Origin of the sequence: Massilibacteroides sp., from assembly GCF_028705895.1 — a bacterium.
Classification (GTDB): Bacteria; Bacteroidota; Bacteroidia; order Bacteroidales; family Tannerellaceae; genus Massilibacteroides.
Map to the genome: position 1 here is coordinate 1 of NZ_JAQWCQ010000023.1, position 26,096 is coordinate 26,096.

The 26,096-nt window shown below is 42.2% G+C and carries 32 protein-coding genes; all 32 read left to right on the forward strand.

Translation table 11 applies throughout. The features are described 5' to 3' along the window. The first annotated feature begins 647 nt into the window (after positions 1-647). The gene (locus PHT93_RS07440; RefSeq protein WP_300241314.1) at positions 648-1,079 is read left to right on the forward strand and encodes a hypothetical protein; all 432 of its coding nucleotides are present in this window, start codon (positions 648-650) and stop codon (positions 1,077-1,079) included. A gap of 50 nt (positions 1,080-1,129) precedes the next feature. Further along, positions 1,130-1,474 carry an ArdC-like ssDNA-binding domain-containing protein gene (locus PHT93_RS07445; protein ID WP_300241316.1) on the forward strand — a complete coding sequence of 115 codons (345 nt, stop codon included), beginning with the start codon at positions 1,130-1,132 and terminating at the stop codon, positions 1,472-1,474. Further along, positions 1,471-1,716 (forward strand): SymE family type I addiction module toxin, encoded by a 246-nt coding sequence (locus PHT93_RS07450; RefSeq protein WP_300241319.1) that lies wholly within the window; start codon positions 1,471-1,473, stop codon positions 1,714-1,716. Before PHT93_RS07445 ends, PHT93_RS07450 begins: the two co-directional genes overlap by 4 nt. A 264-nt stretch (positions 1,717-1,980) precedes the next feature. After that, entirely contained in the window at positions 1,981-2,211 is a 231-nt protein-coding gene (locus PHT93_RS07455) for a hypothetical protein (protein ID WP_300241321.1), read from the forward strand. Between the two features lie 142 nt (positions 2,212-2,353). Next, on the forward strand, positions 2,354-3,256 hold the full coding sequence (locus PHT93_RS07460; protein ID WP_300241324.1) for a hypothetical protein: 903 nt from the start codon (positions 2,354-2,356) through the stop codon (positions 3,254-3,256). Between the two features lie 101 nt (positions 3,257-3,357). Continuing rightward, entirely contained in the window at positions 3,358-4,578 is a 1,221-nt protein-coding gene (locus PHT93_RS07465; protein ID WP_300241326.1) for a hypothetical protein, read from the forward strand. A 383-nt stretch (positions 4,579-4,961) separates the two neighbouring features. Further along, positions 4,962-5,447 carry a helix-turn-helix transcriptional regulator gene (locus PHT93_RS07470; RefSeq protein ID WP_300241328.1) on the forward strand — a complete coding sequence of 162 codons (486 nt, stop codon included), beginning with the start codon at positions 4,962-4,964 and terminating at the stop codon, positions 5,445-5,447. Between the two features lie 97 nt (positions 5,448-5,544). After that, positions 5,545-5,793 carry a hypothetical protein gene (locus PHT93_RS07475; RefSeq protein ID WP_300241330.1) on the forward strand — a complete coding sequence of 83 codons (249 nt, stop codon included), beginning with the start codon at positions 5,545-5,547 and terminating at the stop codon, positions 5,791-5,793. Continuing rightward, entirely contained in the window at positions 5,793-6,011 is a 219-nt protein-coding gene (locus PHT93_RS07480; RefSeq protein WP_300241333.1) for a hypothetical protein, read from the forward strand. Before PHT93_RS07475 ends, PHT93_RS07480 begins: the two co-directional genes overlap by 1 nt. Before the next feature lie 314 nt (positions 6,012-6,325). Continuing rightward, positions 6,326-6,700 (forward strand): hypothetical protein, encoded by a 375-nt coding sequence (locus tag PHT93_RS07485; protein WP_300241335.1) that lies wholly within the window; start codon positions 6,326-6,328, stop codon positions 6,698-6,700. A gap of 4 nt (positions 6,701-6,704) precedes the next feature. After that, positions 6,705-7,034, forward strand: coding sequence for a hypothetical protein (locus tag PHT93_RS07490; protein ID WP_300241337.1), 330 nt, complete (start codon positions 6,705-6,707; stop codon positions 7,032-7,034). Positions 7,035-7,320: 286 nt separating this feature from the next. Then, entirely contained in the window at positions 7,321-7,977 is a 657-nt protein-coding gene (locus PHT93_RS07495; protein ID WP_300241339.1) for a hypothetical protein, read from the forward strand. Beyond that, positions 7,947-8,315: a hypothetical protein gene (locus PHT93_RS07500; RefSeq protein ID WP_300241341.1), complete on the forward strand. Its 369-nt coding sequence runs from the start codon at positions 7,947-7,949 to the stop codon at positions 8,313-8,315. The genes PHT93_RS07495 and PHT93_RS07500 overlap by 31 nt, the downstream gene beginning before the upstream one ends. Before the next feature lie 11 nt (positions 8,316-8,326). Next, positions 8,327-9,256: an RAMP superfamily CRISPR-associated protein gene (locus PHT93_RS07505; protein ID WP_300241449.1), complete on the forward strand. Its 930-nt coding sequence runs from the start codon at positions 8,327-8,329 to the stop codon at positions 9,254-9,256. After that, positions 9,256-9,975, forward strand: a complete 720-nt coding sequence (locus PHT93_RS07510) for a hypothetical protein (RefSeq protein ID WP_300241343.1) — start codon at positions 9,256-9,258, stop codon at positions 9,973-9,975. The genes PHT93_RS07505 and PHT93_RS07510 overlap by 1 nt, the downstream gene beginning before the upstream one ends. A 135-nt stretch (positions 9,976-10,110) precedes the next feature. Further along, the gene (locus PHT93_RS07515; protein ID WP_300241345.1) at positions 10,111-11,055 is read left to right on the forward strand and encodes a hypothetical protein; all 945 of its coding nucleotides are present in this window, start codon (positions 10,111-10,113) and stop codon (positions 11,053-11,055) included. Beyond that, complete coding sequence (locus PHT93_RS07520; RefSeq protein WP_300241347.1) at positions 11,033-11,722, forward strand: hypothetical protein; 690 nt, start codon at positions 11,033-11,035, stop codon at positions 11,720-11,722. Before PHT93_RS07515 ends, PHT93_RS07520 begins: the two co-directional genes overlap by 23 nt. Then, on the forward strand, positions 11,722-11,976 hold the full coding sequence (locus tag PHT93_RS07525; protein ID WP_300241350.1) for a hypothetical protein: 255 nt from the start codon (positions 11,722-11,724) through the stop codon (positions 11,974-11,976). Before PHT93_RS07520 ends, PHT93_RS07525 begins: the two co-directional genes overlap by 1 nt. A gap of 88 nt (positions 11,977-12,064) precedes the next feature. Then, positions 12,065-12,475 (forward strand): hypothetical protein, encoded by a 411-nt coding sequence (locus PHT93_RS07530; protein ID WP_300241353.1) that lies wholly within the window; start codon positions 12,065-12,067, stop codon positions 12,473-12,475. Positions 12,476-12,567: 92 nt separating this feature from the next. Next, positions 12,568-12,852, forward strand: coding sequence for a hypothetical protein (locus PHT93_RS07535; protein ID WP_300241356.1), 285 nt, complete (start codon positions 12,568-12,570; stop codon positions 12,850-12,852). Further along, complete coding sequence (locus PHT93_RS07540; protein ID WP_300241358.1) at positions 12,846-14,189, forward strand: hypothetical protein; 1,344 nt, start codon at positions 12,846-12,848, stop codon at positions 14,187-14,189. The genes PHT93_RS07535 and PHT93_RS07540 overlap by 7 nt, the downstream gene beginning before the upstream one ends. A gap of 3 nt (positions 14,190-14,192) precedes the next feature. Beyond that, positions 14,193-15,245 (forward strand): DUF6712 family protein, encoded by a 1,053-nt coding sequence (locus PHT93_RS07545; protein ID WP_300241360.1) that lies wholly within the window; start codon positions 14,193-14,195, stop codon positions 15,243-15,245. Between the two features lie 41 nt (positions 15,246-15,286). Beyond that, on the forward strand, positions 15,287-15,769 hold the full coding sequence (locus PHT93_RS07550; protein WP_300241362.1) for a hypothetical protein: 483 nt from the start codon (positions 15,287-15,289) through the stop codon (positions 15,767-15,769). Positions 15,770-15,815: 46 nt separating this feature from the next. Beyond that, positions 15,816-16,178 (forward strand): D-Ala-D-Ala carboxypeptidase family metallohydrolase, encoded by a 363-nt coding sequence (locus PHT93_RS07555; protein WP_300241364.1) that lies wholly within the window; start codon positions 15,816-15,818, stop codon positions 16,176-16,178. Further along, positions 16,175-16,753, forward strand: a complete 579-nt coding sequence (locus PHT93_RS07560) for a hypothetical protein (RefSeq protein ID WP_300241366.1) — start codon at positions 16,175-16,177, stop codon at positions 16,751-16,753. Before PHT93_RS07555 ends, PHT93_RS07560 begins: the two co-directional genes overlap by 4 nt. 4 nt (positions 16,754-16,757) lie before the next feature. Continuing rightward, positions 16,758-17,672 (forward strand): hypothetical protein, encoded by a 915-nt coding sequence (locus PHT93_RS07565; protein WP_300241369.1) that lies wholly within the window; start codon positions 16,758-16,760, stop codon positions 17,670-17,672. Then, positions 17,669-18,160: a hypothetical protein gene (locus PHT93_RS07570; protein WP_300241371.1), complete on the forward strand. Its 492-nt coding sequence runs from the start codon at positions 17,669-17,671 to the stop codon at positions 18,158-18,160. Before PHT93_RS07565 ends, PHT93_RS07570 begins: the two co-directional genes overlap by 4 nt. Positions 18,161-18,383: 223 nt before the next feature. Then, a complete protein-coding gene (locus PHT93_RS07575) occupies positions 18,384-18,545 on the forward strand; it encodes a hypothetical protein (protein ID WP_300241374.1) in 162 nt (53 codons plus the stop codon). 96 nt (positions 18,546-18,641) lie between these two features. Next, positions 18,642-19,163 (forward strand): hypothetical protein, encoded by a 522-nt coding sequence (locus PHT93_RS07580; protein WP_300241376.1) that lies wholly within the window; start codon positions 18,642-18,644, stop codon positions 19,161-19,163. A gap of 8 nt (positions 19,164-19,171) precedes the next feature. Continuing rightward, positions 19,172-22,759 carry a phage tail tape measure protein gene (locus tag PHT93_RS07585; RefSeq protein ID WP_300241378.1) on the forward strand — a complete coding sequence of 1,196 codons (3,588 nt, stop codon included), beginning with the start codon at positions 19,172-19,174 and terminating at the stop codon, positions 22,757-22,759. Positions 22,760-22,802: 43 nt separating this feature from the next. Beyond that, positions 22,803-23,999: a hypothetical protein gene (locus PHT93_RS07590; RefSeq protein WP_300241380.1), complete on the forward strand. Its 1,197-nt coding sequence runs from the start codon at positions 22,803-22,805 to the stop codon at positions 23,997-23,999. Next, positions 23,996-26,095, forward strand: coding sequence for a hypothetical protein (locus tag PHT93_RS07595; RefSeq protein WP_300241381.1), 2,100 nt, complete (start codon positions 23,996-23,998; stop codon positions 26,093-26,095). The genes PHT93_RS07590 and PHT93_RS07595 overlap by 4 nt, the downstream gene beginning before the upstream one ends. Position 26,096: the final 1 nt, after the last annotated feature.

Below are 26,096 nucleotides of genomic sequence, written 5' to 3' on the forward strand. Positions count from 1 at the left end.
ATTCCTGCAAACATTTTGCGCATGTGCTAAACACAATGCCATTTCATTGCATTACATGGCATAGTGTTTCTATCGCACATTAAAAATCGCAAAAAGATTGCATCCATTGCAGATGCTCCGTTTGTGAACTCATTCCGTTCAAACCCCATTTTATATCACGCCACAAAAGGATGCCGCTTCAATCCCTATCGCAAAAAACTAATCGGTGTTCCGCTTCGCTGCACGCATATGGGGCGCGCGCGCAGCAATAATCGGTGTTCCGCTTCGCTGCACGTACATGGGGCGCCCGGCGCCAGCGCCATAACATATGCACGTAGACCATATATCACTTTTTGCCATGTGTTGCGCATCACCTTGCGACCAGCGGTGTGCACTTGAGGGTACTCTTCCGGCATGAAAAATGCCGGATTTTGTAAAATAGCATGTGAGGCCGCACAAAACAACAATTATTTGTTACCTGTAGCCCCTTATTTAGAATGGTTATAAATTATAAATACTTTGTAATGTATTGATATACAGCGTATTAAAATGTATTATTTTTAAAAATAAGTGCTTTTTTATTTGGATATTTGCGTAATGTGTTGTATATTAGCGTATTGTTTAACGAAAACCTGCAGTCCCAGCAGAATAAAAACAGGGCAATAATTATGAATAAAGCAGCAAAAAAGGCAGCCGACCTGGCAGCCAAGGCCACAGGCCAAACCGAAAACCACGAAGCCAACACCCCGGCAAACGTGATGAAAGTTTTGAAACCGGAAACCGAAAAAAAAGAGCCGGCACCGGATCCACAACCGGAATCACAGCCCAAACCTAAACGGATCCTTTCTATTTCTGAAATTAAGATGAAAGCCAAGGAAGCGCAATATCTGGCAGAACAACACGACAACCTGTTAATGCAGCTTGAAAAATTGCAACAGTTTGCCGCTGAGGTCGGAGAAGAAGCAACTTTGCGCCTAAGTTCAGACGGATTGAAAAGCTTTTCAAGCAAGGACCCGCAAGCCGTTGCGCAGATGGTTGAAATTTGCACATCAAACATTCAACGCCGGATTGAAAATGTGGAACAAAAATTAACCGCCTAATTTATGAACCGGCTGGCAGGCTACCCACCTGCCAGCCTAATTTTTGAAACATGGAAACAAAAACAGATCATAAAGAAAAGCGGGAAGCCCTCAGAGAAATGAGTAAACAAGTTAAACCGCTTGTTCAAAGTGAGCAGTTCGACACGGTTAATGAGGCAGTAATAGAACTTTTTTACCGGGATGAAGACAACGAAGAATTTAACACCCTTCAGGAGTGGAATAAAAAAGGGTTTAAGGTGAAAAAGGGCAGTAAAGCATTTGTCGTGTGGGGAAGCCCTCGTAAATTGAAGGCAACAGACCCGGCACCAGACGACACCGAAGAAACAAACAAAGATAAGTTTTACCCGCTTTGCTATCTTTTTTCTAATGCACAGGTAGAAAGGAGGGCAGCATGAGAGATATAAAATTGAGAATCCTCACCATTGGCACCGGTTACCGGCCAAGAAAATACCGGCAGTTAACAATTTATCCAATTATCAGGCTGGAAGGAGTTTGGCTGGAGGAAGCCGGGTTTCTGCCAAATACGCCCGTTTACCTTTTTGTTGAAGATGGAAAGATCACCATCAAAACAAATCCGGAACGAGAGATAGAAAAAAAAGCAATTGAAATATTTAACATTTTAAAACCAGCAGTATGAAAATGAGCAAAATAAACAGCCGACTGTGAAAACTTAACCGTTTACAAATGGTTGCAAGCGGGTGGGGTTAGCCCCCCCGCTGCAACCATTTCCGCCCGTCGCTCGTCGTTCCTCCTCGCGCCGGTCGAAAATGGTTGCAGCTCCCCCCGGTTTGGTATAAAGTGCGAATATGGTTTTTGGATATATACCTTTGTTATTTTCGCACTTTATAAACTTTATTGATTTGAAGATTGAGTAAATTTGAGCACTTAAAGTACTTCAGTTATGAAAAATTCTAAAACACCAAGATTCCTATTGTGCGAAAATCCTCTTTTAAAGACTAAAGAGCTTTTTATTTTGTGTACAAGAAGCGGAGAGCTCCTCATAAGAGTGGTTCATTTGCCAGGCAACTCATTTAGTTTGGAAATTGTTAAAGTCTACAACGCTACCGATAAGCAAATTGCCAATGCTTTGACCGATGCTGCCAAGTGGTTTACTGGCGCAAGGCACGTATAATGAACAAATATTCCGTTATAACGCAATTTTAAGGTAATTTTAATGTGTTTTACTTGCTTTGTGTTCCGTTATAGCGTATCTTTGTAGCATCAAATCAATCGAACCACTTTTGGAATTTCATTCACTTTTAAAAACTAAAATCATGAAAACAAACATCCAAACGTTATTAGATTCATTTGTACACGACAACGAGCAATACATCATTGAAAATGGTGGAAATGTAGCGGAATACATTATTGCTGACACAGCAGCCGAGGAATACGGTTATTTCTGGTTTCTCACAGAAAGTGAGATAACCGAATTTGAAAACGATCAAACACGAAGAGCGGAATTGAAGGAAGAGATTATCAACTATGTTCAGGAAAATTATGATTATAACCTGAAAGCTGAAAGGCTGCTTGAAAAATGGATAGTTGTTGACCTCGGAGCCGATGCAGAAGACCCAATTCGGGTTACCAGGAGGAATAATTTTGAAGATATGCTATTTTGCAGTTCATATTCAGGCGATTACGGGCAGTTGGTTGACTGTAACAATGCCGGTTGCTATGCGTTTAATAATTCCGAAAGTTCAATCCATAGCGATTTTCTTTATCAAGTTGAAAAGAAATTTGATATTGAATTATCCAACTATTTTAACGAGCGCCATGGCATGACCTTCGATACGGTTGAAACATTTATTGGCATGATTGAGGAATTGAACGAGGACACAGAGAACCACGAAGATTTCAATTATACCATTGTTGATATAGTTGAATTGAAGAAATTTGCTGAAACCTGGAAAGAGAAAAACGAAACCCACACCGAAGTAAAAGGCTGGACATTCCACGATTCGCATAATTTCAAGACTATAATTCTTGAAACTGAATTTGGCGAAGCTGATTGTAATGAAGTTGATGAGCTTGAACAAATTAACATACTGCTGCAAATGCCAGAAAATGCTCCCTACATGGATGGGTTTAATACATCAGAAGAATCCGAAGATTATTATTTCCACTTTGACCGGTGGGCCACAAACCCATGGTTTTGTTTCGTTGAAAAAAAATAAATCATTCACCGAGCCGGGGCGGGTTCCCCGGCATTTTTTATCAATCGAACCAATATGGAATTGAGCACAGAGACAAACCACCTGTGCGAAAATCTAAACCAATGAAAAGAAATGTATCCGGCTATGCAAGCCGTGGAACCCTTGTTATCAACCTACAAGATAAGGGAGTTTTAAATTATTATCAGTCTGCAGAAAAGATACACGACCTTTATGGAGGTAGGATGTATTATAAGTCCAGAAGCGGAATGACGTTCAACGGGTATCTAAACCCCGACCCAACTATCCCGATTGTGCTCTTTGAAGGATACCGGTCAACAACAAAACATCTTACCGAATTTAGTAAGAATACAATTGAAAATACGGACATTTACATTCCTGCTGACAAAGGGATACCGTCTGACGTTAACGGCTTCGGGTACAATGAACCCGTAATCCTCATTACGGGCAAAAACATTGATATTATGTATATCAATCAGTTTGTTGAGTTCCTTGGTTTCGGTGATTTTTCATCATTGTATGAGTTCAGTACCTCTGAACCGTCTGAACCGGAAGCTGAAAGGCTGCATGTAGAATACGAGTTCAAGTATTTTGATTATAATGGAACCGCAGCAACTAAAAAATATAAAGTAAGGTACTGGAGCAACCATGTAATCCAGTTGCCCTTTAAACTGGATGAATACATTATAGCATCAAATGGCATCCCACGTGATGCGTTAAAATATGAGAACAGCACTCACCCTGTAATTGAAAAAATGGGTATAGTTCAAACTGTAAACGGCGAGTTTGCAACTTTAAACTTTCATGGCCTTGTTCATAAATTTGTAACTCCCGTTAACAGCGGGGAGACTATTCATGGATATTCTTGCTACTCACGCACAAATGAGGGTGTTGAATATTTTCATCTGTACAGGGCGGAAAATGAAAACCAGATATATCACCAGGTTTGGGCATTGGTAGATGATACATGGTTTGAATACGAGGTTTCACGTAACTTATTTGCGTTTTACGCAAACCCAAGAGATATATTTGAAACCGAAATTGAAAACCTATTGACTAATAAAATCAACAAAATAAAGATTTTAAATCAGAGTTTTGCTGATATAGAGTTAAAAATAAAAGCGAACCCAGAAACAACAATTTCAATTCAGGATAGTCTCCATGCAGGAAACTGCGAATATGGCACAAGGCAATTCATAAAGCGCTACCGGCTAAACGATGAAGTGACATTCGCTGAACTTGCAGCTCACCACAGTTTTGAACAAATGATTAAAAATCATAGCTTTATCAATGCTGTAAAGATCGCGCTTGGTAAAAGCGTATAGGTAGAAGTAGATGAAGAGCCTATCAGCGGACGCGATCTTCCTCGCAAGCCAGGTGTCAGAAGGCCACTTGGCCTGAAATATGTTGCGAAATAATAACCAAACTCCCGAGCCGGGGCGGGTTCCCCGGCATTTTATAATTTTCACATGTGGGATTGGAAAACAAACGATGGGATGAGGACCTGTGACTATTGTGGGCAACCAAACGAGAGGAGGGGCAATGCTATGACTGTGGGCATGTGCCCGGAGCATAGCCGGATATGGAGAGAGGATATTGCTTTTGGCCTGCATAAACGCAACCGGCTTCGAGCAATACTCATGGAAAGAGAAATTCAATTTACCTTGAAAGGTTCAAAAGAAAACAAATTAAAACCAATAACTACACAATGAACGAACTTGACCTTACCAAACCTCACATCCGCGCGATGGATGCTATTTCAGAAGCAATTGGACATTACCAGGCACGTGACCAGCATGGGGATGATTTGAACGCTGAGGAAAAACAATTCTTTGCGGCCTTATGGCATTGTTATGATCTGCTGGCCAGAACGGAAATTGTAAAAGCCGTGCAGCATCCTATGCCTGCTGATATATGGGAGCCTGGCGATAGTGAAATGGTTAACCGCTATGGTGCTACCGAAAACCATTTGCTTGATATGCTACTATCTGCCATTAACCAGGATGGTCGGCACCCGGTTAATTTACGGGAAATATTATTGCTTTTAATGCGCAATGAAAATGTAACACAAAGGAAACTGGCGGAGCTTTTAGACATAAGATATCAAACAATTAGCGACTACTTAAACGGCAAAACGCCCTGGTCGGCTGATAAGTTTGAAGCCGCAATAAATGAGCTGATTCATAAAAAATAAGGAGTAATAATTTAACATTTTTTAACAAATAATATTTGGTAAATTACAACAATCGTTGTATATTTGTTCCATCAAATAACAATTAAAACTTACAACAATGAAAAATTCAGCAGGTCAATTAACAAGAGCTTACATTAACGACAACAAACAGTTCATCGAGGGTAATATAGCTGAACATCTGATGTTAAATTTAGAAGCTGTTTCGTGCTACAATGAATATCTTTCAGATGAAGAAATCGAAGAATACGAAAATGCTTCAATGGAAAGAAAAGCAGAAATCGAAGCAGAAATCGAAAACTGGATTAATTACAACTTTAATTTTGACATTTCAAAATTTGAATACTAATGATCGCACAAGACTTAATTAACTGGGGGGAGCTTTCAAGGCTCCTTTCCGGTTCTCGAATGAACATACGAAAAAACAGGATTCCGCAAAAATATGAGGCTGAAATAAATAGCCTTATTAAGCATATAGAAGATTGGCAGACTGAAATTCAAACGGCTGCGATAGCAGACGAAGCGGGCGGGAAAAACAAAACGGATATACCTAATGACGCTGATTAATTGTACGGATAGCCATGAAGTATGTAACATGTTGTGTTTTCCGTTGCGCTTGCGGATTACACTTCATTAAACATCAATTTTTCAAGCGCAATGAAACACAACGGACAGTTACATGCTTTCGTGGCGTTGCGAACTTGCACGAACTTCGATTAAATGTACTGCCGTAGTTTTGTTTTTATCGGGATGGCTTACTTAGAATCTATATAAATAGCCACAAATGTGGAAAATAATTTACAAAACACTTGCGTAATAACCACAAATGTGGTATTTTTGATATATAGAAATTTAAGTAATAACAATTAAAAGATACGACAATGAAAACTTCAATCGAAAACAAACAAAGAATTTTAAAAGCAGCAAATCACTGGCAAAATGTATGCAACTGGAATTTTGTAAAAGCTGCTAAAGTTGCCATTACTCATTTTAAAAATGAAGATAACTGGTTGATTAGAAACTTAGTCGAAGAATCTGGATTTAATTATTCTAACGGACTTTGTCATTATCCAGGAGAATATGAGATTTCAAAATCTGGTCAATCATTGAAAATTCAGTACGAAGATAAATTTGTTTATGTGCCTATTTCGAGAGCTGTAACTGATGGCAAAATTTATTGGATACCTTTTTCAGCAATCGAAAACGGAGCGGAATGGACAGAACGTAATTTGGGAACTATTTATGTAGGAGGTTAATAAAATGAAAAATTCAGATAGATTACATGAAAAGGAGTTAGGACAAATTAATCCTGACATTAAGAATGTAAAATTATCAGAAAAAACTGAAAAAATTCTTTCTGGTAAACACGACAACGAACCTTTAGACCCGGAAACACAACCTGTTTTACACAACATGAATTTAAAAATTAAAGCTAAAACAATGATAAACTGGGCTGAACTTAGCCGGACACTTGCAGGTGACCGTTCAGCGATTACAAAAGACAGGATTCCGCAAAAACATTCAGAAACTATAAATACGCTAATTGATTCAATTGCAGATTGGCTGCAAAAAACTCAAACGGGTTTGTAAAACCCGATGCGGGCGGGGCTTTTTATTTTCTTCAAATTCGCACCGACTTTGATTAAATGAACTGCCCCAGCCTTGCATATAACGTATGTTGTACCCCGTTTTTATCTTTGCGTTCTTCATCTAAACAAATTTATATTTCTGTGTAGAAATTAAAATATTTCTTTCTGCATTTGCCTCCACGTAAATGCGCCCCGGCACTCTCCCACGTGCCGGTTTTTTTTGTCCTTTTAATTTTTTACTTATAGTTACATATTTGCAGGCATAACAGCGAACTAATTTTTGTTAAATGCATCCCTGCGAACGAATCTACCTTATTGGCGCCAATGGCATAATTTACGGCAATGAACCCGGAATTTGCCGCATCACCGGAAAACAATCAACCGGTATTCTTTTCAAAAACTGGGTGCGCGATACCTTTACAGACCACTCCTATCTTTTACCAGGCAACATTATAAGTAATGAGGCCCTTTTCTGTTTTGACGAAAGCAGTGAGTTGCTGATGAAGCTTACCGGCAGGGAAAAGCCTCAGCGTTTCCGCACCTACTCACACATTGTTTCAGATGGCAAATGGCATATTTTTACTAAAGCCGACAAGGCCACAGTGTATGATCTTATTGTTTCAGGTAATTGTGAGCTTGTATGCCTTGCTGAATCCGGTCAAAAGCATATTCTTTTCAAACATAAGAACGGCATGTGGCAAGTAGAAGAAATGCAAATAATGCCCGATATCCCCCTTTTACAAATATTACATGAAAACATGCAAAACCTGTTAAATATAGGCTTTTCACAGGCTGAAATCATAACAGGAAACTATATCGGGTACCGGATAATGAAAGCCGGTATTCCGGCATGGGCCGCTTACGAAGAAAATTTAAAACCTCATAGAAAAACACAAATCTTTAATTTTTCAACATGGATGATGCACGCACCGAAATTAGTATGACAAAGGATCTGGTTGCTGAAAACCTGCTCTGGCCTTTGTGGCGATGTGTTGACGATTCATACAAGGATCGTTACAAACGAGAAATATGGGAGCATTTTGAAAATGCAATCCGAAGCGCAGCTTATACTTCGCGATTAACCACTTTCTTAAGTATGTTCAGGCAGCGGTTGCCTGTAAATCTTGAAGCACAATATAGCGAAAGGATTATGCTTATTGTGCAAAGTGGGTTTGACAGCGAGATACTTAACTGGCTTCGCGATGAAACTACTTATTTAGCCATACTGGTAAGGCTCATGAACCAGGATCGTAAGGAAAATTTTAAACTTGGACAGGAATGAGAAGTTACATTATGGAGGGCGTGGTAACAGCCCTGAGTAGCATTACGCACAATGGTGGTGAGCGCAATGGCACAGTTACCCAGCTTAGGCGCGAAAAATTTGTACAACCTAATGGTAAAGTGGAACGTGTACCAGTTATTTCCGGAAATTCAATTCGGGGCATTTTGCGCGATAAGGGAATGTTTAGTATGCTTAAAATGTTGGGATACGGCATTAATGAGGAAAATGGGAAGGTAAACGGGCTCTCATTACAGGCATTTTATTTCCTGTTTTCTGGCGGCAGCCTGGTTAGCACAGGCGATAGTGGCCTTGATATTAAATACTTCCGGGAAATGAGGGATCTAATTCCTTTAATTGGTCTTTTTGGAGGTGCAGCCGGTAACGCCATTATGCCTGGTAAAATGAAGATAGGGAAGTTGATCCCGATTTGTAAAGAAACTTCACACCTGGTGCCCGAAAAGTTTCAGCCTGAAACGGTTGAAAGTATTTGGGAGTATTGCCAAACTGAAATGTTTACCCGACGCGACGATGAAAAAAACGACAAAGTCCGTTTGATGATTGCCGGTAAACAGTTGAGTGAAAATGGGGAAGCATTACCGGAAGAAAAAAAGAGCGGTACTCCACAGCAAATGATGTACAATGTAGAAACCATCGCAGCCGGAACTCAGTTCTTTTGGCGCATTGTGCTTGAAGATGTTACCGACGTGGAATTTGAAGCCTTTCTCAGTACACTGATTGAGTTTTCAAAAGCCCCGAATATTGGCGGCAAGTCAGGTACCGGTCATGGAGAGATTGCTATAAAACTTGACCGCTGGATCGAGATTGACAGTCGTGTAAACTTACAGGGTAACGAGTTGGATGTGAAACTTGGAACTAAATACAAGGATCACCTTGATAAGAACGGAGATGGTATTCGTAAGTTCTTAGCTGAGATGAAGTGATGGAAAAATGTTTTGTCGCCTGCATGAAGCACGATTTTGAGCCTCATTTTAAAGAGGCAAGCCGTTTATATGCTTTTCCGTTAAAGCCATCACAGCCACGAAATGGCGAATTTATAATACTTGATTCAGGCGCTTTTGCACTTAGCCTGAAAAAAAAGGAGATTGATTTACCATATATGAAACGGTTGCATGGTTATTACAGAAAATATGGAGCATCAAATAATTTTCCTGTACTGTGTATAGCACCCGACAAGTTTCTTGATCCTGAAAAGACAATGCAGAATTACCGGACATGGATGCACTTTTTCAAATTACCGGTGGTACCGGTTATTCAGTTTACAAAGATGAAGCACCTTGATATTTTTCATGCACGGAAACAGGCTATGTATTACCGTGAATTTGGAAATAATATTATTGCTGTAAGTAACCCGGGATTGAAAGGGTCTGCTGCCTTGCCTCTTAAAATTCTAACGGAAGAATTAAGAAAAATCGGGTATGAATGGATACACAACTTAGGCGCCGGATGGAATTATAATGATTGCCGCGATTGGCGGAAACTTGGCTTTGACAGTATTGACAGTATATCCTATTATACCGATGCTGAACATAATGTCGGATGGCGTCCATTTTCTTACGAAACCGGCATTATGAACGCTGAAAAAATGGAAATTGTTAAACATAATTATAAACTTGCAAATGATGGATTCAGAAATAATTGATTTCAGGTTTATAGAACAGGTTGATACCCGTCAAAACTTCATAATAAAATGCGAAGATTATGATGAGTTTAGCCGCTTATGTATTCTTTTGTCTTCAAAATCCAAGGTAATCAGTTTTGAAACGTTTGAAAAGGTATGGGAAAAACACTGCTCATAGATACTTCACCAATTCCTGATAACCCGACAACTTCACATTGCCGGACAATACAGGAAATCGCAAAAGCGCTAAGTCTTCCGTTGATCAGTACTTCTGAAGAACTTAAGGAGCTTAATCCATCTGAATTTGAAAATTTTGTGGTAATCGGTTCGGCGTTTTACCCCAAAACGGCAGAGATAGAATCATTTATACGACGCAGCAAAAAACCACACATATTCTGGCTGAATAATGAGCATACCTGCAGTCCAAACAGCGAGTATGCACGGCTTATAAAAGACTACCCATCAACGGTTATCAGCAATCTGGTAGAAGAGGGGAACAAGGTGAGGGGATATAACCGGTTTATTTTACTTAACCTGAATAGTTTGTTGATGCAACAACCTAATCCGCTGACACAAAAAAAGTATGATATATTGTATTATGGAACATACCGCCCTGGCCGGCGATTGTATTTTCAAAAGTATTTTGCTGATGCTGACGAATTTATACTTAGCAGTAAAACGAAAAATCTGAGGAAGTTCAAGCAATTAGCCGGATGCAATTGCAGGTTTGCTGATAGTCCGCAGTGGATACGTGGCCGTGAAAGCTTTAACCTGGTTAAGTATACCATTTACCTGGAAGATGAGTTGATGCACAAGAATTTTAATCATCTTTCGAACCGATTTTATGAAGCATTATATTGTAATGTAGTGCAGTTTTTTGAAGAAACGACTCGTAGTACGATTGAAAGGCATGGTGTTTATAAGATTCCTGACAGGTATTTTGTTACTGATAAAAAATCCTTAGTAAGCAAGATAAATGAGTTTGATTTTGATGCATGTTTAGTTGACCAACATCAGTGGGCATCCATTGCAATTGAAGAAAAAAAGAATGTTTTGAAAGAACTTAAAAGAATTTTTGATGAAAGACAGGATTTTGTTTAGAGAAGACTTCACCCCCCTGCGTGTGCGGGCATATTTGCAAACAGGAGTAATCAGCGATCAATTTCTACCGCTTGATGGTATTATGTATTATCACCATGTGCGCAACGAAATAGGTGGGGAATATGGCGTTAAGGCTATATCAATGCCTGGAGAGAGTAACGTACGCGAGGGGAAAAATGTAACATTACCCTTGCTGAAATCGGGCCCTGCAGGGGAAGCCTGGTTTTACGCGTGCAGTGTTGCACAGTGGCCAGTGCCAACTGTTGAAGATAGCACGTTTTATGTAAAGCGGTTTGATTTGAATTTCGTGGATTACCTTGACACTTCAAAAAAAGGAAAAGTTGAACTTGCAAAAGGCCGCTTTAAGAACTATCACCTTGATATTTATTACCGGCACGCATTATATGTTGACTGGTATTGTGTTGGTGTAAAAGATGAAATAGAAAAAATATTATCATTTTGCACCCATATTGGTAAAAAGACAGCTCACGGATGGGGCAGTGTGTTAAAATGGGAAGTTGTTGCTTGGCCTGAAGACTGGAGTATACGCGGAAATGGGAACAGGCTGATGCGACCGGTGCCTGTACGTGAAAATGGTTTTATGTACGCGCTGAGACCAAGCTACTGGAACCCACGTCATATTTTTCCATGTAAAATGCCAGACTGATGAATTACTATTACACTTTAGAGGAGCGCGCATTCATCTACAGGAATATCCGTAAAATGAAATTAATGGATATTGCAAAGAAGCTGAACCGGCCCTATAAAGGGTTATCGGCTTTTGTTGTAAATGCAGGATGGTCCAACAAACGGAGTTATACGAAGGCTGAAGAAGTACTGGTAATACAAGGGAAATCAATTTATGGAAGATCAGAAAATGCCTTGAAAATAAAGCGGTGCAGACTGATGAAAAATACCTGATTTATTTTGTCCTTTTAATTTTTCTGTTTCGTTTGCATATTTGCCTTTTCATTTTTCAACTCATTATTCACTAACCAAAATCAAATTTATGAAGAGATTTGTTTTTATCCTGGCAATGCTCCTGATTGGCTTTGCCGGTATGGCTGCTGAGAATGCAGATTACACACAATCAAATGCTCCGCCCGGAGATGCCTGTTTTAACCTGGTCATCGAAAACAGTCAGGTGGCTGTTGTGAATGCCCAGGTGGATGCAGTAATCGTTTATGCTTTTTCAGCGGTTGTTTATCCTGCTATTGTTTGCGAAACATCACCGGCTGAGTTGCTGGTTAGCAAGGATGTTATTCAGCCGACAGAGATGGCAACGAGCAATGTAAACGTTAACTCCTTTAAAGACTTTAGCTGTGAAAACCGAGCCTGGCTCTTACATAAAATAAGCCTGAACCGGAAAACAAACTTTCTTGAGCCTACCGTGCGCAATTTGCCTGTTCCGTTTGATTAGCTTCCCTGATTACACCTGTGCCAATACCCCCGAATTCCGGGGGTATTTTTTTTGTCCTTTTATTTTCGGCTATTCAAATACATCTTTGTGCCATGTCAGAAACAATTCACTTGCGCGATGCATTGCGGTTGATGGACGAAAGTATGTCTCCTTCGGGGGAGCTGGTCCCATTCTCCATTTCGTTTGTGAAATACAGCAAGGAAAAACCGCTGCATAACGGCGAAGAGGTTTCATATAAAAATTGCATCAAAACAGCAGTAAGGCAAAATATGAAGAAAAACATGCAGCGCGGCATCCGGGTAATAGATTCAAACGACATAAAAACAGTTCACATCTGGCTAATTACCAGATTCAACGGAAATTCAGTAAGATGGTAAAGCCTATAAAATCTACCCTGTCGGCGCAAGATGGCACCGCTGGTATCCTCCCGAAAACGAAAGCAACCTACCAGGTGGGCGATACTGCTGCTCCTAAGCCGGGAGCCGTTTCAAACACGACCGTAAAGAAGCTGAATGCAAGTATTTCGGCTTTTAAAGAGGATGATAAGGGAATTTCTGCCAATAATATTAAAATTTCGTCCTGGGGCAGGGATAATCTTTTCCCTCAACACCTGATGAGCCTTTACCAGAATAATATTTTTCCCGGGCTGATGGACTTTAAGGTGGACATGCTTTATAGTCGCGGGTATCAACTGAATCAGTTTATTATTTCGGGAATCAAAAAAATTAAGGTCCCGGTAATAGATCCCGAAATTGAAGACTGGCTGGAAAGCTGGGATGCAAGAGACTATATTGTTGATCAGTTTACTGATTTTGTGTGGACGGAGAATACCTTTACACAAATGGTTGTGAACAAAACCAAGAAGGCAGTACCCATTATAAAGCTGCAACACATCAACACGGAAGAGTGCCGCCTGGAAATTATGAATAGTCAAGGCCAGTTTGAACACATTGTGATGGGAAACTGGGCAGACAAAAAGGATTTTAAGCCACTTCCAGTTTTTGACCGCCTGAATCCTTCCAGGTACCCGAATGCCATGATCCACAGGCGAAAAAAGTCATTTGGGTTCAGGTATTACAATTATCCAGGCTATATAGGCGTAATTTATAAGTGGCTGCCTCTGGCCAACGAAATCCCTTCATTCCACCTGGCACGAATGCAAAATTCAATCAATGCAAAATGGCACATCAAAATACCCCTTGATGCGCTGAAACAATTGAAGGAATTGAAGAAATGGAATCAGACGGAGCTGGATAAGTGGCTTGAAGACAAACTCACAGAAATTGACAACATGCTTGCCGGTGCCGACAATGCCGGAAAAGCATTCTACACTTTTAAGACTACAGATATAAATGGAAAGGAGATGACAGGTTGGGAAATTATTGAGTTAAAAAGCAGCGAAAAGGAAATGAGCGAATCAAACCTTAGGCTGTTCAACGAAACCAATCAGGCGATTACCAGTGCCGTTCAGGTACAGCCATCGCTGGCTTGCATACAACTTGGCGAAAAAATGAGCTCCGGTTCAGAGGTACTGAATGCATACAACCTTCACATTAAAACCCGAACGCCAATTGCCAGGTATCTGGTTCTCGACAATATAAACCGGGCAATTCGCATAAACTGGCCAGATAAACGCGTATTTCTGGACATTGTGGATGCGGAGCTTGTAAAACAGGAAACAGACAAATCAGGTGTAAATGATCCAACAGAGTAGGCCATGATTTTAAAAGACATAGAAACCCTCATCGGGCAGGTAGGCAACGTAACCGGCCACAAAAATTTCGACGAAATTAAACCATCGGTTGAGTGGGCCGAAGAGTTTGTGCTATTGCCGGCCATTGGCCAACCGATGTATGATGTAATTGATGCCCTGGCCAATGCCGATGCATCAGGGAGCGGTTCCGCTTCGGGCTCAGGTTCGGCTTCTGCCTCCGGGAGTGGATCTGCATCCGCAAATGTGACTTCTGAAACCGATGCCGCCATACTGCTCAAAAAGTGCATCAGGGTGGTTGCCCACTATGCCATGTTCGATTATGTTACCATCAGCGACAGCAGGGTAACTTCGCAGGGCCTGCAGATAGTGGAAACCGCTACCCACAAAACAGCTTTCGATTATCAGAAACGCGACCGCAAGAAGTACCATGGCGAAAAGGCTGACTTTTCCCTTGATTCATTGCTCCTGTATATGGAGATCAACAAATCAAAATATCCTGAATGGAGTGAAAACCCTGCCGTTTACACCCAGACCCGTGATCTGATTATAAACAATACCGTTGAAATGCAGAAGTATGTAGAAATAGGCCAATCGCGCCGCACCTACATGGCTATGCGTACTATGATAAAAGATGTAGAAATGCTAAAGCTGCGGCCTGCGCTTGGGGAGGTGATTTATGCCGCACTGAAGGCTTACATTTTAAATGGCGGCACCAATACAAACTACCAGATACTACTTGATCTTGTAGCGCCGGCAGTGGCCCATCTGGCCATTGCCGACGCTTTGCCGTCTATTATTTTCAGGATTGCAGGCGAAACGGTTACCGTGGCCACCTACAATCCCATCCCCGAAAAGGAGAAAGATCAATTTACAAAAATTGTGGTGCGTTTAACAGACAACCATACAATTGTTGGAAGCAGCTACCTGGATGCAGCGGTTAAGTTTATAAAAAACACACCCGATCTGCTTTCAGTATCTCCTTACGCTGATGATGCAGGGCATAATGGTGGAATTTACAATAACTCAGACGATAAAAAACACTTTGTTGGATTCTAATGAAAAACAGGATAAATCCATCATCAAAGATCCTAATGACTATGAATGACTTACTACTAATCACCATTCCTGCGGCTGTAACTTCGATTATTACCTACGTGCTTACCCGTAATAGAAACATTGCAGATGTTGATAAAATTAATGTTGAGGTAGCGGCAAATGAAATTGACAACGTTGAGAAGGTTGCAAGAATATGGCGCGATTTGAGTGAAGACCTGCGAAAGCGGTTTATGTCAGAGATTGACGATCTCAGGTCGATCAATCAAACCATGAAAGATAAGTTGAATGTAGTTCAAGGAGAAAACGTACAGATGCGGAAAGAATTGCTAGTGGTTCAGAAAGAGAATGAGGAACGAAAAATCCAGTTTAACAAAGTCCTTTCAGAAAATAACGAGCTGAAAAAGCAGATGACATCTCTTGAAAAACAACTGAAAGATTCAAAATGTGAAAATGCGAAATTATTTGCAGAGGTAAAAAAATCGAACAAAAACTATTCGGAGGTAATGAAACATGAAAATATCTGACAATTTTGAACTCCAGGAGTTGGTACCTCCTGAAACATTTAACGCCATGGGGCCTGGGTCCGTTTCATTGATAGATCCGCGTTTGCTAAAAGTGCTGGAGCGTATCCGCATACTGTGTGGAAACCGTGCAATGACAATCAACAACTGGCACAGAGGCGGTAAATTTAAATACCGCGGCTACCGCCCCAAGACCTGCACCGTGGGTGCCTCAAAAAGCATGCACCGTGACGGAAAGGCCGTTGATTTTGATGTAGCCGGGTTAACGGCTGAGGCTGTGCGAAACATTATCCGTGCAAACGCCACCGAACTGCTAAAGCTGGGATTAACCCGGATTGAATCCGGAGTAAGCTGGGTGCATATTGATTTGAAATACACCGGACTGTCAACCATTTATGAATTCAGGCCATGAAATATATTGCATCACTTCAAAACATTGCCATCTTACTGCTTATCGGCTTGCTTTTCCTGCAAAGGGAATGCAGCCGGCCTGAGCCGCAACAGCCAACGCACAGTAAAACCGAAGTGTGGCATTACGACACTACGCACTATGTTTATAAAATAGGCATACCCTATCCGGTTGAAAAGCTGGTGCCCGTGGAGATTCCGGCAAATGTGGATACAGCCGCCATCCTTCAGGAATTTTTCAGCCGCAACGTGTATCACCGCGTACTGAAAGATGATAGTCTGGCAATGATTGCATTGCAGGATACCGTTTCACGAAACAGCCTGGGCAGGGCTACCCTGATTTATGAAAACAGAAGGCCAACCCAAATCATTACAAACATTACCACTTATGCCGATCCGGTTAACAAGGTTTTTGTTGGTCCGGCCGTGGGGGCAAACCTTGAGGGTGATTTTATGCTGGGAGCATCGGCCTTGCTGGTTACCCGGCGCGACAATGCTTACCAGCTAACCGTGGATCCTTTTAACAAAGGATTAACCACCGCTGCCTATTGGAAAATTAAACTCAGGAAACGGAGATAACGACATGCAAACGGTTGAAATAGAAGGCAAAGACTTTGTTTATCCAGGCAGTTGGAATGAAATGAACCGCGCTCAGTTGCTTGACATTGCCAGGCTACTGCAACAGCAGCTTTCGCCCTACGATTTAAAAGTAAGGCTCATTTTTAAATGGCTGCGCTTAAACAAGTGTCTTTTCCACTACCGTGATGCAACCTGGATTGTAAATGGTATTTATCGTCTGGGCGTTCCTTTTGCCCTGTGGGGGATTAAAAAAGGCAGGGTGAAATCAATTGATTACTCAGATGTTGCCCGGCTTGCCGAAACCCTTGATTTCTTACTTACCGAAGAGCCTTTGCCAGACGGGAGAATGAGGGTTGAGCGCAACAATGCCCTTACCCGGCAAATGATTCCGATGATTAAAGCAGGCGTACGGCTCTACGGACCAGATGACCGGATGAGAAACATTACTGCAGGTGAGTTTGCTAAGGCAGAATACCGATACCAGAGCTTTTTGGCTACGGGCAATGTTCGCTATCTGAATGAAATGATTGCAGTGCTTTACCGGCCTGCCCGTCGCTTTGCCTGGCTCGCCCGATTGGTGCAAAGCTGGGATGGCGAACACAGGGTATCTTATCACGATTACCACCTTGCCCGGGCCGCGGATATTGCCAAAATAAACATGGATGTTCGCTTTGCAATACTGATGTTTTTTGAAGGTTGCCGGAATTTGGCAATAAATGGGCACCCGCACGTATTTAACAGCGGTGGCGACGATGGCGAAAATGGCACCGGCTGGGCAGGAATATTCCAGGCCATAAGCGACAAGCCAACCGACATTGAGCAGATTGCACGCCTTAATTTTTGGACACTGTTGTTTGACCTTGAGCAAAAAGCAATTGCAAGTGAAAGGCAACGCAACGAATTGGAGAATAAAAAATGAAAGCCTATTTCGAGAAACTCAGCACAGAGCACAAAGCCGTTGCACACAGCAATAAATCGCGGCATTTCTTCCGCTCTATTGATCACTTCCTTAATGATGACAGCAACAATCTGTCGAACTTCCCGGCCGTGGTTATGGATTCGCTGGAAGGCAAGATTGCCGGACAGAACGGCGACAATAAAACGGACCTGATGCAAAGTGGCGTTATGTTTATTAAAAAGGTAACCGATTCGGATGATGATGCCGGCATTGACCTTGCGCACCGCGAAATGAAAGCCCTGGCATTATCGTTTGTGGCTCGCATGGAACGCGATGCTCAATTGTGCGAAACCAGAGACAGCAAGTTTTTACAGTTGTTTGATCCGCTTTCTGTGAAATACCGCATATATGGGCCAGTATTCGACCAGTGTTATGGTGTTCACATTGCTTTTACGTGCGGCCACATTGCCGCCATTGACTTTAACGCCGGGGATTGGAATATTTCCTGAAATATTTTTCATAAACGTATTGAAAAACCAGGTTTCAGGCTTACATTTGCTGTATCATTTGCTTGCAAAAGTGAGTGAACAAAGAAAATACCGCCAAAACCATGTTTTTAGTCAACACATTTAATAGGGGAAACCCTCATTTATCTTATCGTGAAAACGGTGGTACCCTTGGCGGGGTGCTCTTTGGAGATGAATGGGGGTTTCTCCATTAAAAGGAGACGCCATGAATGATTTAACCGAAGAATCCAAAATTCTGGATGCCATTGAATTTCTGTGCCAGCACAGCATCATTAGCGAAGGAAACTTGCCCGATTTCAGGCGGGTAACGGCCGGACTGTTTGACCTTTTGCGACAAACAAAGGAAACAGAAACCGCTCAAGCCTGACTTTACTCCCTATTTTATTGCCATTAAAAGCCCTGCCAATATGGTGGGGCTTTTTTTGTCCTTTTTTTTTGACGCGGCCCATATCATTTTTGCATTATGCAATCAGATATAACACGGGCAATCGCAAATTCAGGTAAACAGTTTGGCCAATTCGATGAAGTGGAAATGATGTTCATTGAAGAAGAATTGAGCCTACATGGGGAGTTTCTTTCTGATCTGTTTGTAGAAAGCATTGAGCAAATGAGGCTTCGCAAAACCGATGAACTGATTGACAATATAAGCTTCCACACAAGCATATCAAAGGGAAACAAACCAAAACTCACCTTCAGCTTTCCCAGCCATGGCCGGTTGATAGAAGTCAACTATTTCAAGAAATCACAGCGCAGCATATTTGAGGCTATTGATACCGACAAAGTGGTATGGGGCATCAATCAGGCCAAAAAGGCACGCAAAAAGAAAAAAGACACCCGCTGGTACACCCGCAATGTTTACGGAAGCATCAACCGACTGCTCTCCAGGCTGGCAACCAATTACTCGGAGGCAGAAATAGCCCGGCTTAAACTCATTATTGAAAGGACATCGCTCCGGAATTCCTCAAAAGTTACTATAAACATCTAATTACGACCATGGCCGATTTAACCATTGACAGGGCGCAACTTGAAATCGTTATAAAAAACGACGATTCGCGCAGACGCATCAGAGAACTGGAGGAGGATAGCCGATCTCTCACAAAAGAGCTGAAGCAGCTTGAGAAGCAGGGCCAAAAAGACACGGCAGAATGGCACGCCAAGGCGGCTGCACTCAAACGCAACCAATACGAGCTTGATCATCTGGTTAATCAAATAGGATTAACCGGCTTGTCGATGAAAGAGCTGAAGAAACGGCAGGGAGAGCTGAACGCGATATTGAGGGTGATGGATCCCCGAACGCCCGAATACAAGAAGCTCCAGGTTCAACTGGATGCGGTAAACGGGAGAATGCGTGAGTTGAAGACAAAAAGCCAATCGGCAGGCACTTCGCTAAACAACATGGCCAACGGCTTTAACAAGTATTTTGGGATAGCAACCGCTTTTGCCGCATCTATTACGGGCATTGCACTTGGTTTCAGAAAGCTGGCCAACGATGTGGCCGCGATGGATGATGTTTACAGCGATGTGATGAAAACCACGGGCAAAACCCGTGAAGAGGTGATCGGGTTAAACGAAGAATTTAAAAAAATGGATGCCCGTACTCCCCGCGAAAGCCTGAATATGCTTGCGCGCGATGCCGGTAAGTTGGGTCTTACCAGCACACGCGATATCCTTGACTTTGTGGATGCCGGTAATCAGATAAACGTTGCACTTGGCGAAGATCTGGGAGACGATGCGATTAAAAACATTGGCAAGATGGTTGGCGTGTATAAGGATGCCAGCATAGAACTGCAAAACCTTGGCCTAAAAGAACAGATGCTTGCCGTTGGCTCCGCAGTAAACGAACTGGGCGCCAGTTCCACAGCCAGTGAGCCTTACCTGGTTGCTTTTGCCGGACGATTGGGCGGTATTGCCAAACAGGCAAACATCAGTATGAGCGCCATCCTCGGTTACGGCTCAGCCCTTGATCAGGATATGCAGGCAGTGGAGATGAGCGCCACGGCACTTCAAAAATTCATTATGAAAATAATGGAAGATCCTGCCAAATTTGCCAAAATTGCGGGAATAGAAGTAACAAAGTTTTCAAACCTGCTGAAAACTGATGCCAACTCGGCCATTATTCAGGTGCTGAGTGCAATGAGGGATAAAGGCGGCTTCCAGGAGATGATACCCATATTTCAGGATATGGGCCTGGATGGTGCCCGGGCGGTTGGCGTGCTTAGCAGCATGGCAGGAAGCATTGATAAAGTAACGGCAGCTCAAAAGATTGCCAATCAGGCAATGGTTGAAGGCACTTCCGTTACCAATGAATACAACATTAAAAACAACAACCTTAATGCCCAGCTTGACAAGGCAAAGAAAAACTTTAAGGAAAAAGCACTGATATTGGGTGAGAGCCTGACTCCTGCCCTGATCAAAAGCACAAACGGCCTGAGTTATCTCATAAAAGCCCTGGTAGCTGCTCCAGATTTTTACCGCAGGAATGAAACTGCAATTATTCTTTTGGTTGGTGCCTTCCTGGCACTTCAGGCAGCAAAAATAAAAGTTATTGCTGCTTCATTGATTGAACATCTAACTTTAAAAACCGGCATTGGGCTTAAAATTAAGGATGCAATATTACTGAAGGCCCTGTTAATTCAGGAACAATACCGGCTTGCGCTGATTGGAAAAACCACAGTAGCGCAAAAAGCTGCTGCCATTGCTACAACTACACTTAAAACCGCTATGGCTGCTTTGGGCGGTCCTATTGGCCTGGCCATCCTGGCCGTTACCGGGTTAATTGCTGCCATCAAACTGTATGACAAGTATAGCTCTGAATCAATGAGGCTTGAAAGTTTAAAGAGAGTTCGCATAAAAGAAACCAGTGAAGCGAATGATCTTCTTACCGCACGATACAACGCCCAGCAAACAGCGTTTTCTGGTTTAAACAAGTTGAACGCTGAACAAATATTAAAACTTAAAAGTCTTACAGAGAGCACCATTAAACAAGCTGAGGCTGAACTACTGCTTGCCAAAACAAGGCAAATATTAACACGCAACGAAAACACGAAAACATCAGTATGGCAAGATGTCAAAAACGTACTCCTGTCGATGGGCGTCGCATCTTCGGTTATTCAACGAACCCTTGAAGATGCCGCTAAAAATGGTGCTGAGGCTGCCGCTGAGATGGACGAGAACATAGAAAAAATGGGGGAATCAATTAATAATTTTAAACAACAAAATTCTGATCTTTCCGATATTATAAACGCAGAAAGCAATGCCGATGCCATAACGATAAATGTAAAAACCACCGCAACGCAGCTTGAGGAAAAAGCCAGGCTATTGGGCGTTGCGCTTAAAAATGTTGCGATTGGATCAGAAGATTATACGCGCATCAGCGATAAGTTGGCTGAAGTTAATAAACTTCTCAAAACATCCACCGACGAAACAACGGAAGGAAATGCCAAACTCCTTACATCGTATGAAAAACTGAGTGCCGCCATTTCAGTATATAAAACACAACTTACCAACCTGGTTACGGCAGGAGATATCAGTAAGGCAATAGGTGTAGGAAAATTACTTGCACAGCTCGAAAATTCAAAAAAATATATTGATGAAATTGTGGCCGCAGGCGGTAACCTGGAAGCTGTAATTGATAAAGTAAGAATTTCGATAAGTGATGAGGGTTTAAAACCCGATGTAGCAGCAGGCGACTGGGTAAAAAACATGATGGATGATTTTCAGACGGCACTTGATACAGAAGTTGAACCGCTGGTGCTTCCCGAAATGGCTCCATTGCCAACTCCAAAATTTGATGGTGATTTTTACCTTGACCAGGTGAAAACAGTAAGCGGTGCCGCGTTTGATATCTGGAGAAATAATGCTGATGCCCGCGTTGATTATGAGCTCAAGGCACTTGACAAGGCAATGAATCGCGAACTTTCAAACAAAAACCTGACCGAAGAGCAAAAAGATAAAATCAGGGAAAAGTATGCAAAAAAAGAGCGGGCAATTAAAACCGAAGCATTCAAAAAACAAAAAGCTGCTGATATTATCCGTGCCACCATTGATGGCACAATTGCAGTAATAAAAGCCGGGGTATTAACTCCGCTTGGAATTTCTACCGCTATTGCAAACGCTGCACTAATTACTACTATTGCCGCACAAAAAGTTCCGCAATTTGCAAAAGGAAAATACACCGTTACCGGAAAAGACGATAACCGTATTTACCATGCCGATTATGTTGGCACACCTTCCACCGGCATTTTCACCAGCCCATCACTGTTTGCGGAAAATGGCGCAGAGATGATAATTGATGCACCAACCACCAGCCGCATGCAGGCCAATGCTCCCGGTCTTATCAGAGCCATTTACCACATGGCCGGTAAAACCCCTCAATTTGAGCATGGGAAATATCCAGATTCCATGGCAGAGATGAATTATTCTATCCCAGCTCAGGATAAACTTCTTACTACTGCCATCAATCGGCTAAACCTGAATCTCGAAAAAATGCACAAAGACGGAGTAATCAGCAAAATTGTATATCAGGATTTGATGAACTTTAATGCTAAGGTTACCGACATTGAACAGCAGAGCATGTTCTGATTTTGTCCTTTTTAAAATTTACAATCAATATTAACATTGCATCATGATCGAGTTCGTAAAATATCCGCCCAAACTTGCACTCTGCGACAATGTGATGCGCATTGAGGTTGCAACCGATCTTCCTTCCAACACCGAAGGCGGCGTGAGCATCGAGGTTACCATTTTTGATGCCGCTGATCAGATACTGGGTGCAGACGTTCTTTATCCCATATTGCCCGGTTCGGCAAGTATGGATATGAGCGAATATATCCGCTCGATGATGTTTACCCCGCGTCAATTTACCTTCCCTGAACAGGGAAACATTCCCTGGAACCCAAAAACAGGTTTGATCAAAGAGTACAAAATAAAATGCCAGGAGATTTATGCCGATGCCCCTTCACCGTTACTAACCACCATTTGGCTGTATTACCATTATGCAGTTCGCGGAAAAATTCCAAATTGGATAAAATCAGAATTTTATTCCAAGTGGACATCATTCAGTCAATGGCTGGTGAATGAGAAGGCATTTTTAACCTTCAGCCCAAAAACGCTGGTTACCACCCCAACGCAAATGCAAAAACTATTTCTACCAATTTGGTGGGTTCCGGAAAACAATGAAAAACTTAACTTAAAAGTGAAGGTAGGATTTACTGACGGCACTTCGGGCAGTTTTACCACCGGGCAGCAAACGGGAAATATTACCCAAAACACGATTATTGAATTCGGCGTAAGCGCTCCTCTTCTGTCTATTCTATTCTGGACAGAAACCAACCATCCTGGAAAAACCGCAGCATACTACACGGTTACAGCCATGTTTGGTGAAATAGAACGCAGCGAAACACGCACCTATCTGCTCGACTATGATGATCATCTGAGTGATCACCAGTTCATATTTGCCAACAGCCCGGGCGGTTATGACACCTTTGTTGCTACCGGCATCCGTGAGCTTAACAGCGATTTTAAATTCGTGAATGTTTCACAGCAAAACCCTGATGTGAGCCCGTTGGCAGACCGAAAGCAACTATCTGTTGAATCATCGGATGTGCTTGTTTGCCGCACCGGGTTTATGGATGCTCCCATGGCTGAATATATGGCTGAATTCTTTGAGAGCTCAGAACGTTACGAAGTGGTAGGAAGCCGACTTATTCCAATTGTTTTGCGTGATGCTAAAATGACACGCAAAACTGACGATGAAAACATGTTTTTCATCCAATTCGAATACGAACACGCTTTAACTCAAATTATAGAAGCTGAGCAATGAGATTCTGGAAATTTGTTTTATCTAAAATAGAAGGAAGAAAACCAACCGTTAACCAGTTGGACCACGAAACCATTGCCAAAAACATCCGCTCAGGTGCATTATACGTTTTACGTGAAAGTGATGCAGGTGTAAAAGAAGTTATAGAAGTAGCCGGAGGGCCTCCCGGAACCGGTGAATCGCACCTTCGCGCTCACCAAATCGACAGCATCGAAGACCACCCACCGGTGCCCGAAGGCAAACGGGGGAAGATAGTAGCAACAGATCCTGTAACGGGAGAGATGGAACTGATTGACAAAAATCAAATCGCACTGGATGTATATAGTGAAGATGATGGTTTCTATCCGGTGGAAACAATTTACAAAAAATTCCCGGAATCAAATGCTGAACGTATTACCACAATTCAAAAACCGCAAGGTCTTATGTATGGTGGTAAAGTTTCCTGGTTGGATGGAATGCTTTTTGCTGTTTCCGGTGCTATCTATTTTATAAGAGGAGAGCTTTATAAAGCCGATGATTTAATTATTACGTTGCAGGCTTCCAACCCTGACAATCCACGCATTGATGTTATAGTTGCCACAGAAGATAACGAATTTAGTGTAATAACAGGAACTCCGGCTGCCAATGCACTCAAACCTTACATTAACCCTATTACACAGGTTGAAATTGCCGAAATACTTATCCCTGCCGGAGCTACCGGTTTTGGAGGTTTAATATTCCGCAATGTAATCTATAACGAAAACACCGAGTGGGCGGGAACAGGAGTTGGCGTTGTTGTGGACTTTGACAGTACAGCAGACCCTTACTTTGGGTTAAAGTGTGCTGATGTAGGAAATATTCAAACAGCAGACTACGTTAAATTTGAAAGTGCTGGGAATGTTTCAATCGTCGATTTTGATTTATTGCATTTGGCATTAAAATTCAAATTCAATGTTACTACGCTAAGTGCCTTATTAGTTGAATTTTATCTGGATGGTGTGCTGGTATCTTCACCACGAAATGTACCATTTCTCTCAGGCCCAGACAAATGGCAACACATTTCTATTGAAATGAGTTCTATTAGTTTTTCAGACGCTTTCTATAATGAAATCCGCTTTGTGTGGTTTTATCCAATAGCTGGCGGAGTTGCTTACCAGCCCGGTTTTTATCTGGACTACATAAGATTGGAAAAAGGCATTTCCCCACCACCAACCCCAACAACTATTTATCTGGCCGGAGATGTTTCTGGCTCAGGAAGTGTAGGTCATCCAATACGGACAACGCTTAGAACAGTAAATTCTAATGTAGGTACGTTTGGTTCAACTACTAAAATCCCTAAAGTAACCGTAAACAAAAAGGGATTGGTTACAGCAGTTGAGGAAGTGGATGCTGAGGGAGGAGGCACTGACAGTGCTTTTGTTTATATCGCTTATGCTTCTGATGCTTCCGGCACGGGCTTTACTCTAACCTTTGATTCAGCGTTGGATTACATTGCAATACTTTCTACTGATACAGAAATAGCTACTCCGGTAGTAACAGATTTTACCGGGCTTTGGAAAAAGTATAAAGGTGACGACGGTGTTGGGGTTCCAACCGGCGGAACTACCGGGCAAGTCCTGAAAAAACAATCCGCAACGGATTATGATACCGCTTGGGATGATGAATCCGGGGGAAGTGGCGGAAGTACCGAATTAACTTCTATCCCGGCAACTAACCAAACCGCCAGCGGCATTACAACGACTTTTACCGCAAACGAATCGCAGGCATTTGGCGACGTTGTACGGCTTAATTCCAGCGGCAAGGCGCAGATAGCCAAAGCAGACGTTATCGCCAACGCAACCGCCCTGGCTATGCTTATTGACGATGAAGTAGAAGCCGATGCAACCGGGCATTACCTGCTTATTGGCTTTGTGCGCGACGATGCCTGGAACTGGAGCATTGGCGCTTGGATTTACCTCACCATTACGGGAACAACCGGAAACACACTCACGCAAACTTCGCCCTTTGATGCCGACCCTATCGTGGAAGATACCGTAGTGCAGCTTTTAGGCGTTGCGAATACAGCAGACACTTTTTACTTTAATCCTCAACTGGTGCAAGTTGAGTTAAAACCTGAATAAT

Coding starts and splice junctions, on each gene's coding strand:
- PHT93_RS07440 (WP_300241314.1), top strand. CDS start 648: ATGAATAAAGCAGCAAAAAAGGCAGCCGACCTGGCAGCCAAGGCCACA.
- PHT93_RS07445 (WP_300241316.1), top strand. CDS start 1,130: ATGGAAACAAAAACAGATCATAAAGAAAAGCGGGAAGCCCTCAGAGAA.
- PHT93_RS07450 (WP_300241319.1), top strand. CDS start 1,471: ATGAGAGATATAAAATTGAGAATCCTCACCATTGGCACCGGTTACCGG.
- PHT93_RS07455 (WP_300241321.1), top strand. CDS start 1,981: ATGAAAAATTCTAAAACACCAAGATTCCTATTGTGCGAAAATCCTCTT.
- PHT93_RS07460 (WP_300241324.1), top strand. CDS start 2,354: ATGAAAACAAACATCCAAACGTTATTAGATTCATTTGTACACGACAAC.
- PHT93_RS07465 (WP_300241326.1), top strand. CDS start 3,358: ATGAAAAGAAATGTATCCGGCTATGCAAGCCGTGGAACCCTTGTTATC.
- PHT93_RS07470 (WP_300241328.1), top strand. CDS start 4,962: ATGAACGAACTTGACCTTACCAAACCTCACATCCGCGCGATGGATGCT.
- PHT93_RS07475 (WP_300241330.1), top strand. CDS start 5,545: ATGAAAAATTCAGCAGGTCAATTAACAAGAGCTTACATTAACGACAAC.
- PHT93_RS07480 (WP_300241333.1), top strand. CDS start 5,793: ATGATCGCACAAGACTTAATTAACTGGGGGGAGCTTTCAAGGCTCCTT.
- PHT93_RS07485 (WP_300241335.1), top strand. CDS start 6,326: ATGAAAACTTCAATCGAAAACAAACAAAGAATTTTAAAAGCAGCAAAT.
- PHT93_RS07490 (WP_300241337.1), top strand. CDS start 6,705: ATGAAAAATTCAGATAGATTACATGAAAAGGAGTTAGGACAAATTAAT.
- PHT93_RS07495 (WP_300241339.1), top strand. CDS start 7,321: ATGCATCCCTGCGAACGAATCTACCTTATTGGCGCCAATGGCATAATT.
- PHT93_RS07500 (WP_300241341.1), top strand. CDS start 7,947: ATGGATGATGCACGCACCGAAATTAGTATGACAAAGGATCTGGTTGCT.
- PHT93_RS07505 (WP_300241449.1), top strand. CDS start 8,327: ATGGAGGGCGTGGTAACAGCCCTGAGTAGCATTACGCACAATGGTGGT.
- PHT93_RS07510 (WP_300241343.1), top strand. CDS start 9,256: ATGGAAAAATGTTTTGTCGCCTGCATGAAGCACGATTTTGAGCCTCAT.
- PHT93_RS07515 (WP_300241345.1), top strand. CDS start 10,111: ATGGGAAAAACACTGCTCATAGATACTTCACCAATTCCTGATAACCCG.
- PHT93_RS07520 (WP_300241347.1), top strand. CDS start 11,033: ATGAAAGACAGGATTTTGTTTAGAGAAGACTTCACCCCCCTGCGTGTG.
- PHT93_RS07525 (WP_300241350.1), top strand. CDS start 11,722: ATGAATTACTATTACACTTTAGAGGAGCGCGCATTCATCTACAGGAAT.
- PHT93_RS07530 (WP_300241353.1), top strand. CDS start 12,065: ATGAAGAGATTTGTTTTTATCCTGGCAATGCTCCTGATTGGCTTTGCC.
- PHT93_RS07535 (WP_300241356.1), top strand. CDS start 12,568: ATGTCAGAAACAATTCACTTGCGCGATGCATTGCGGTTGATGGACGAA.
- PHT93_RS07540 (WP_300241358.1), top strand. CDS start 12,846: ATGGTAAAGCCTATAAAATCTACCCTGTCGGCGCAAGATGGCACCGCT.
- PHT93_RS07545 (WP_300241360.1), top strand. CDS start 14,193: ATGATTTTAAAAGACATAGAAACCCTCATCGGGCAGGTAGGCAACGTA.
- PHT93_RS07550 (WP_300241362.1), top strand. CDS start 15,287: ATGAATGACTTACTACTAATCACCATTCCTGCGGCTGTAACTTCGATT.
- PHT93_RS07555 (WP_300241364.1), top strand. CDS start 15,816: ATGGGGCCTGGGTCCGTTTCATTGATAGATCCGCGTTTGCTAAAAGTG.
- PHT93_RS07560 (WP_300241366.1), top strand. CDS start 16,175: ATGAAATATATTGCATCACTTCAAAACATTGCCATCTTACTGCTTATC.
- PHT93_RS07565 (WP_300241369.1), top strand. CDS start 16,758: ATGCAAACGGTTGAAATAGAAGGCAAAGACTTTGTTTATCCAGGCAGT.
- PHT93_RS07570 (WP_300241371.1), top strand. CDS start 17,669: ATGAAAGCCTATTTCGAGAAACTCAGCACAGAGCACAAAGCCGTTGCA.
- PHT93_RS07575 (WP_300241374.1), top strand. CDS start 18,384: ATGAATGATTTAACCGAAGAATCCAAAATTCTGGATGCCATTGAATTT.
- PHT93_RS07580 (WP_300241376.1), top strand. CDS start 18,642: ATGCAATCAGATATAACACGGGCAATCGCAAATTCAGGTAAACAGTTT.
- PHT93_RS07585 (WP_300241378.1), top strand. CDS start 19,172: ATGGCCGATTTAACCATTGACAGGGCGCAACTTGAAATCGTTATAAAA.
- PHT93_RS07590 (WP_300241380.1), top strand. CDS start 22,803: ATGATCGAGTTCGTAAAATATCCGCCCAAACTTGCACTCTGCGACAAT.
- PHT93_RS07595 (WP_300241381.1), top strand. CDS start 23,996: ATGAGATTCTGGAAATTTGTTTTATCTAAAATAGAAGGAAGAAAACCA.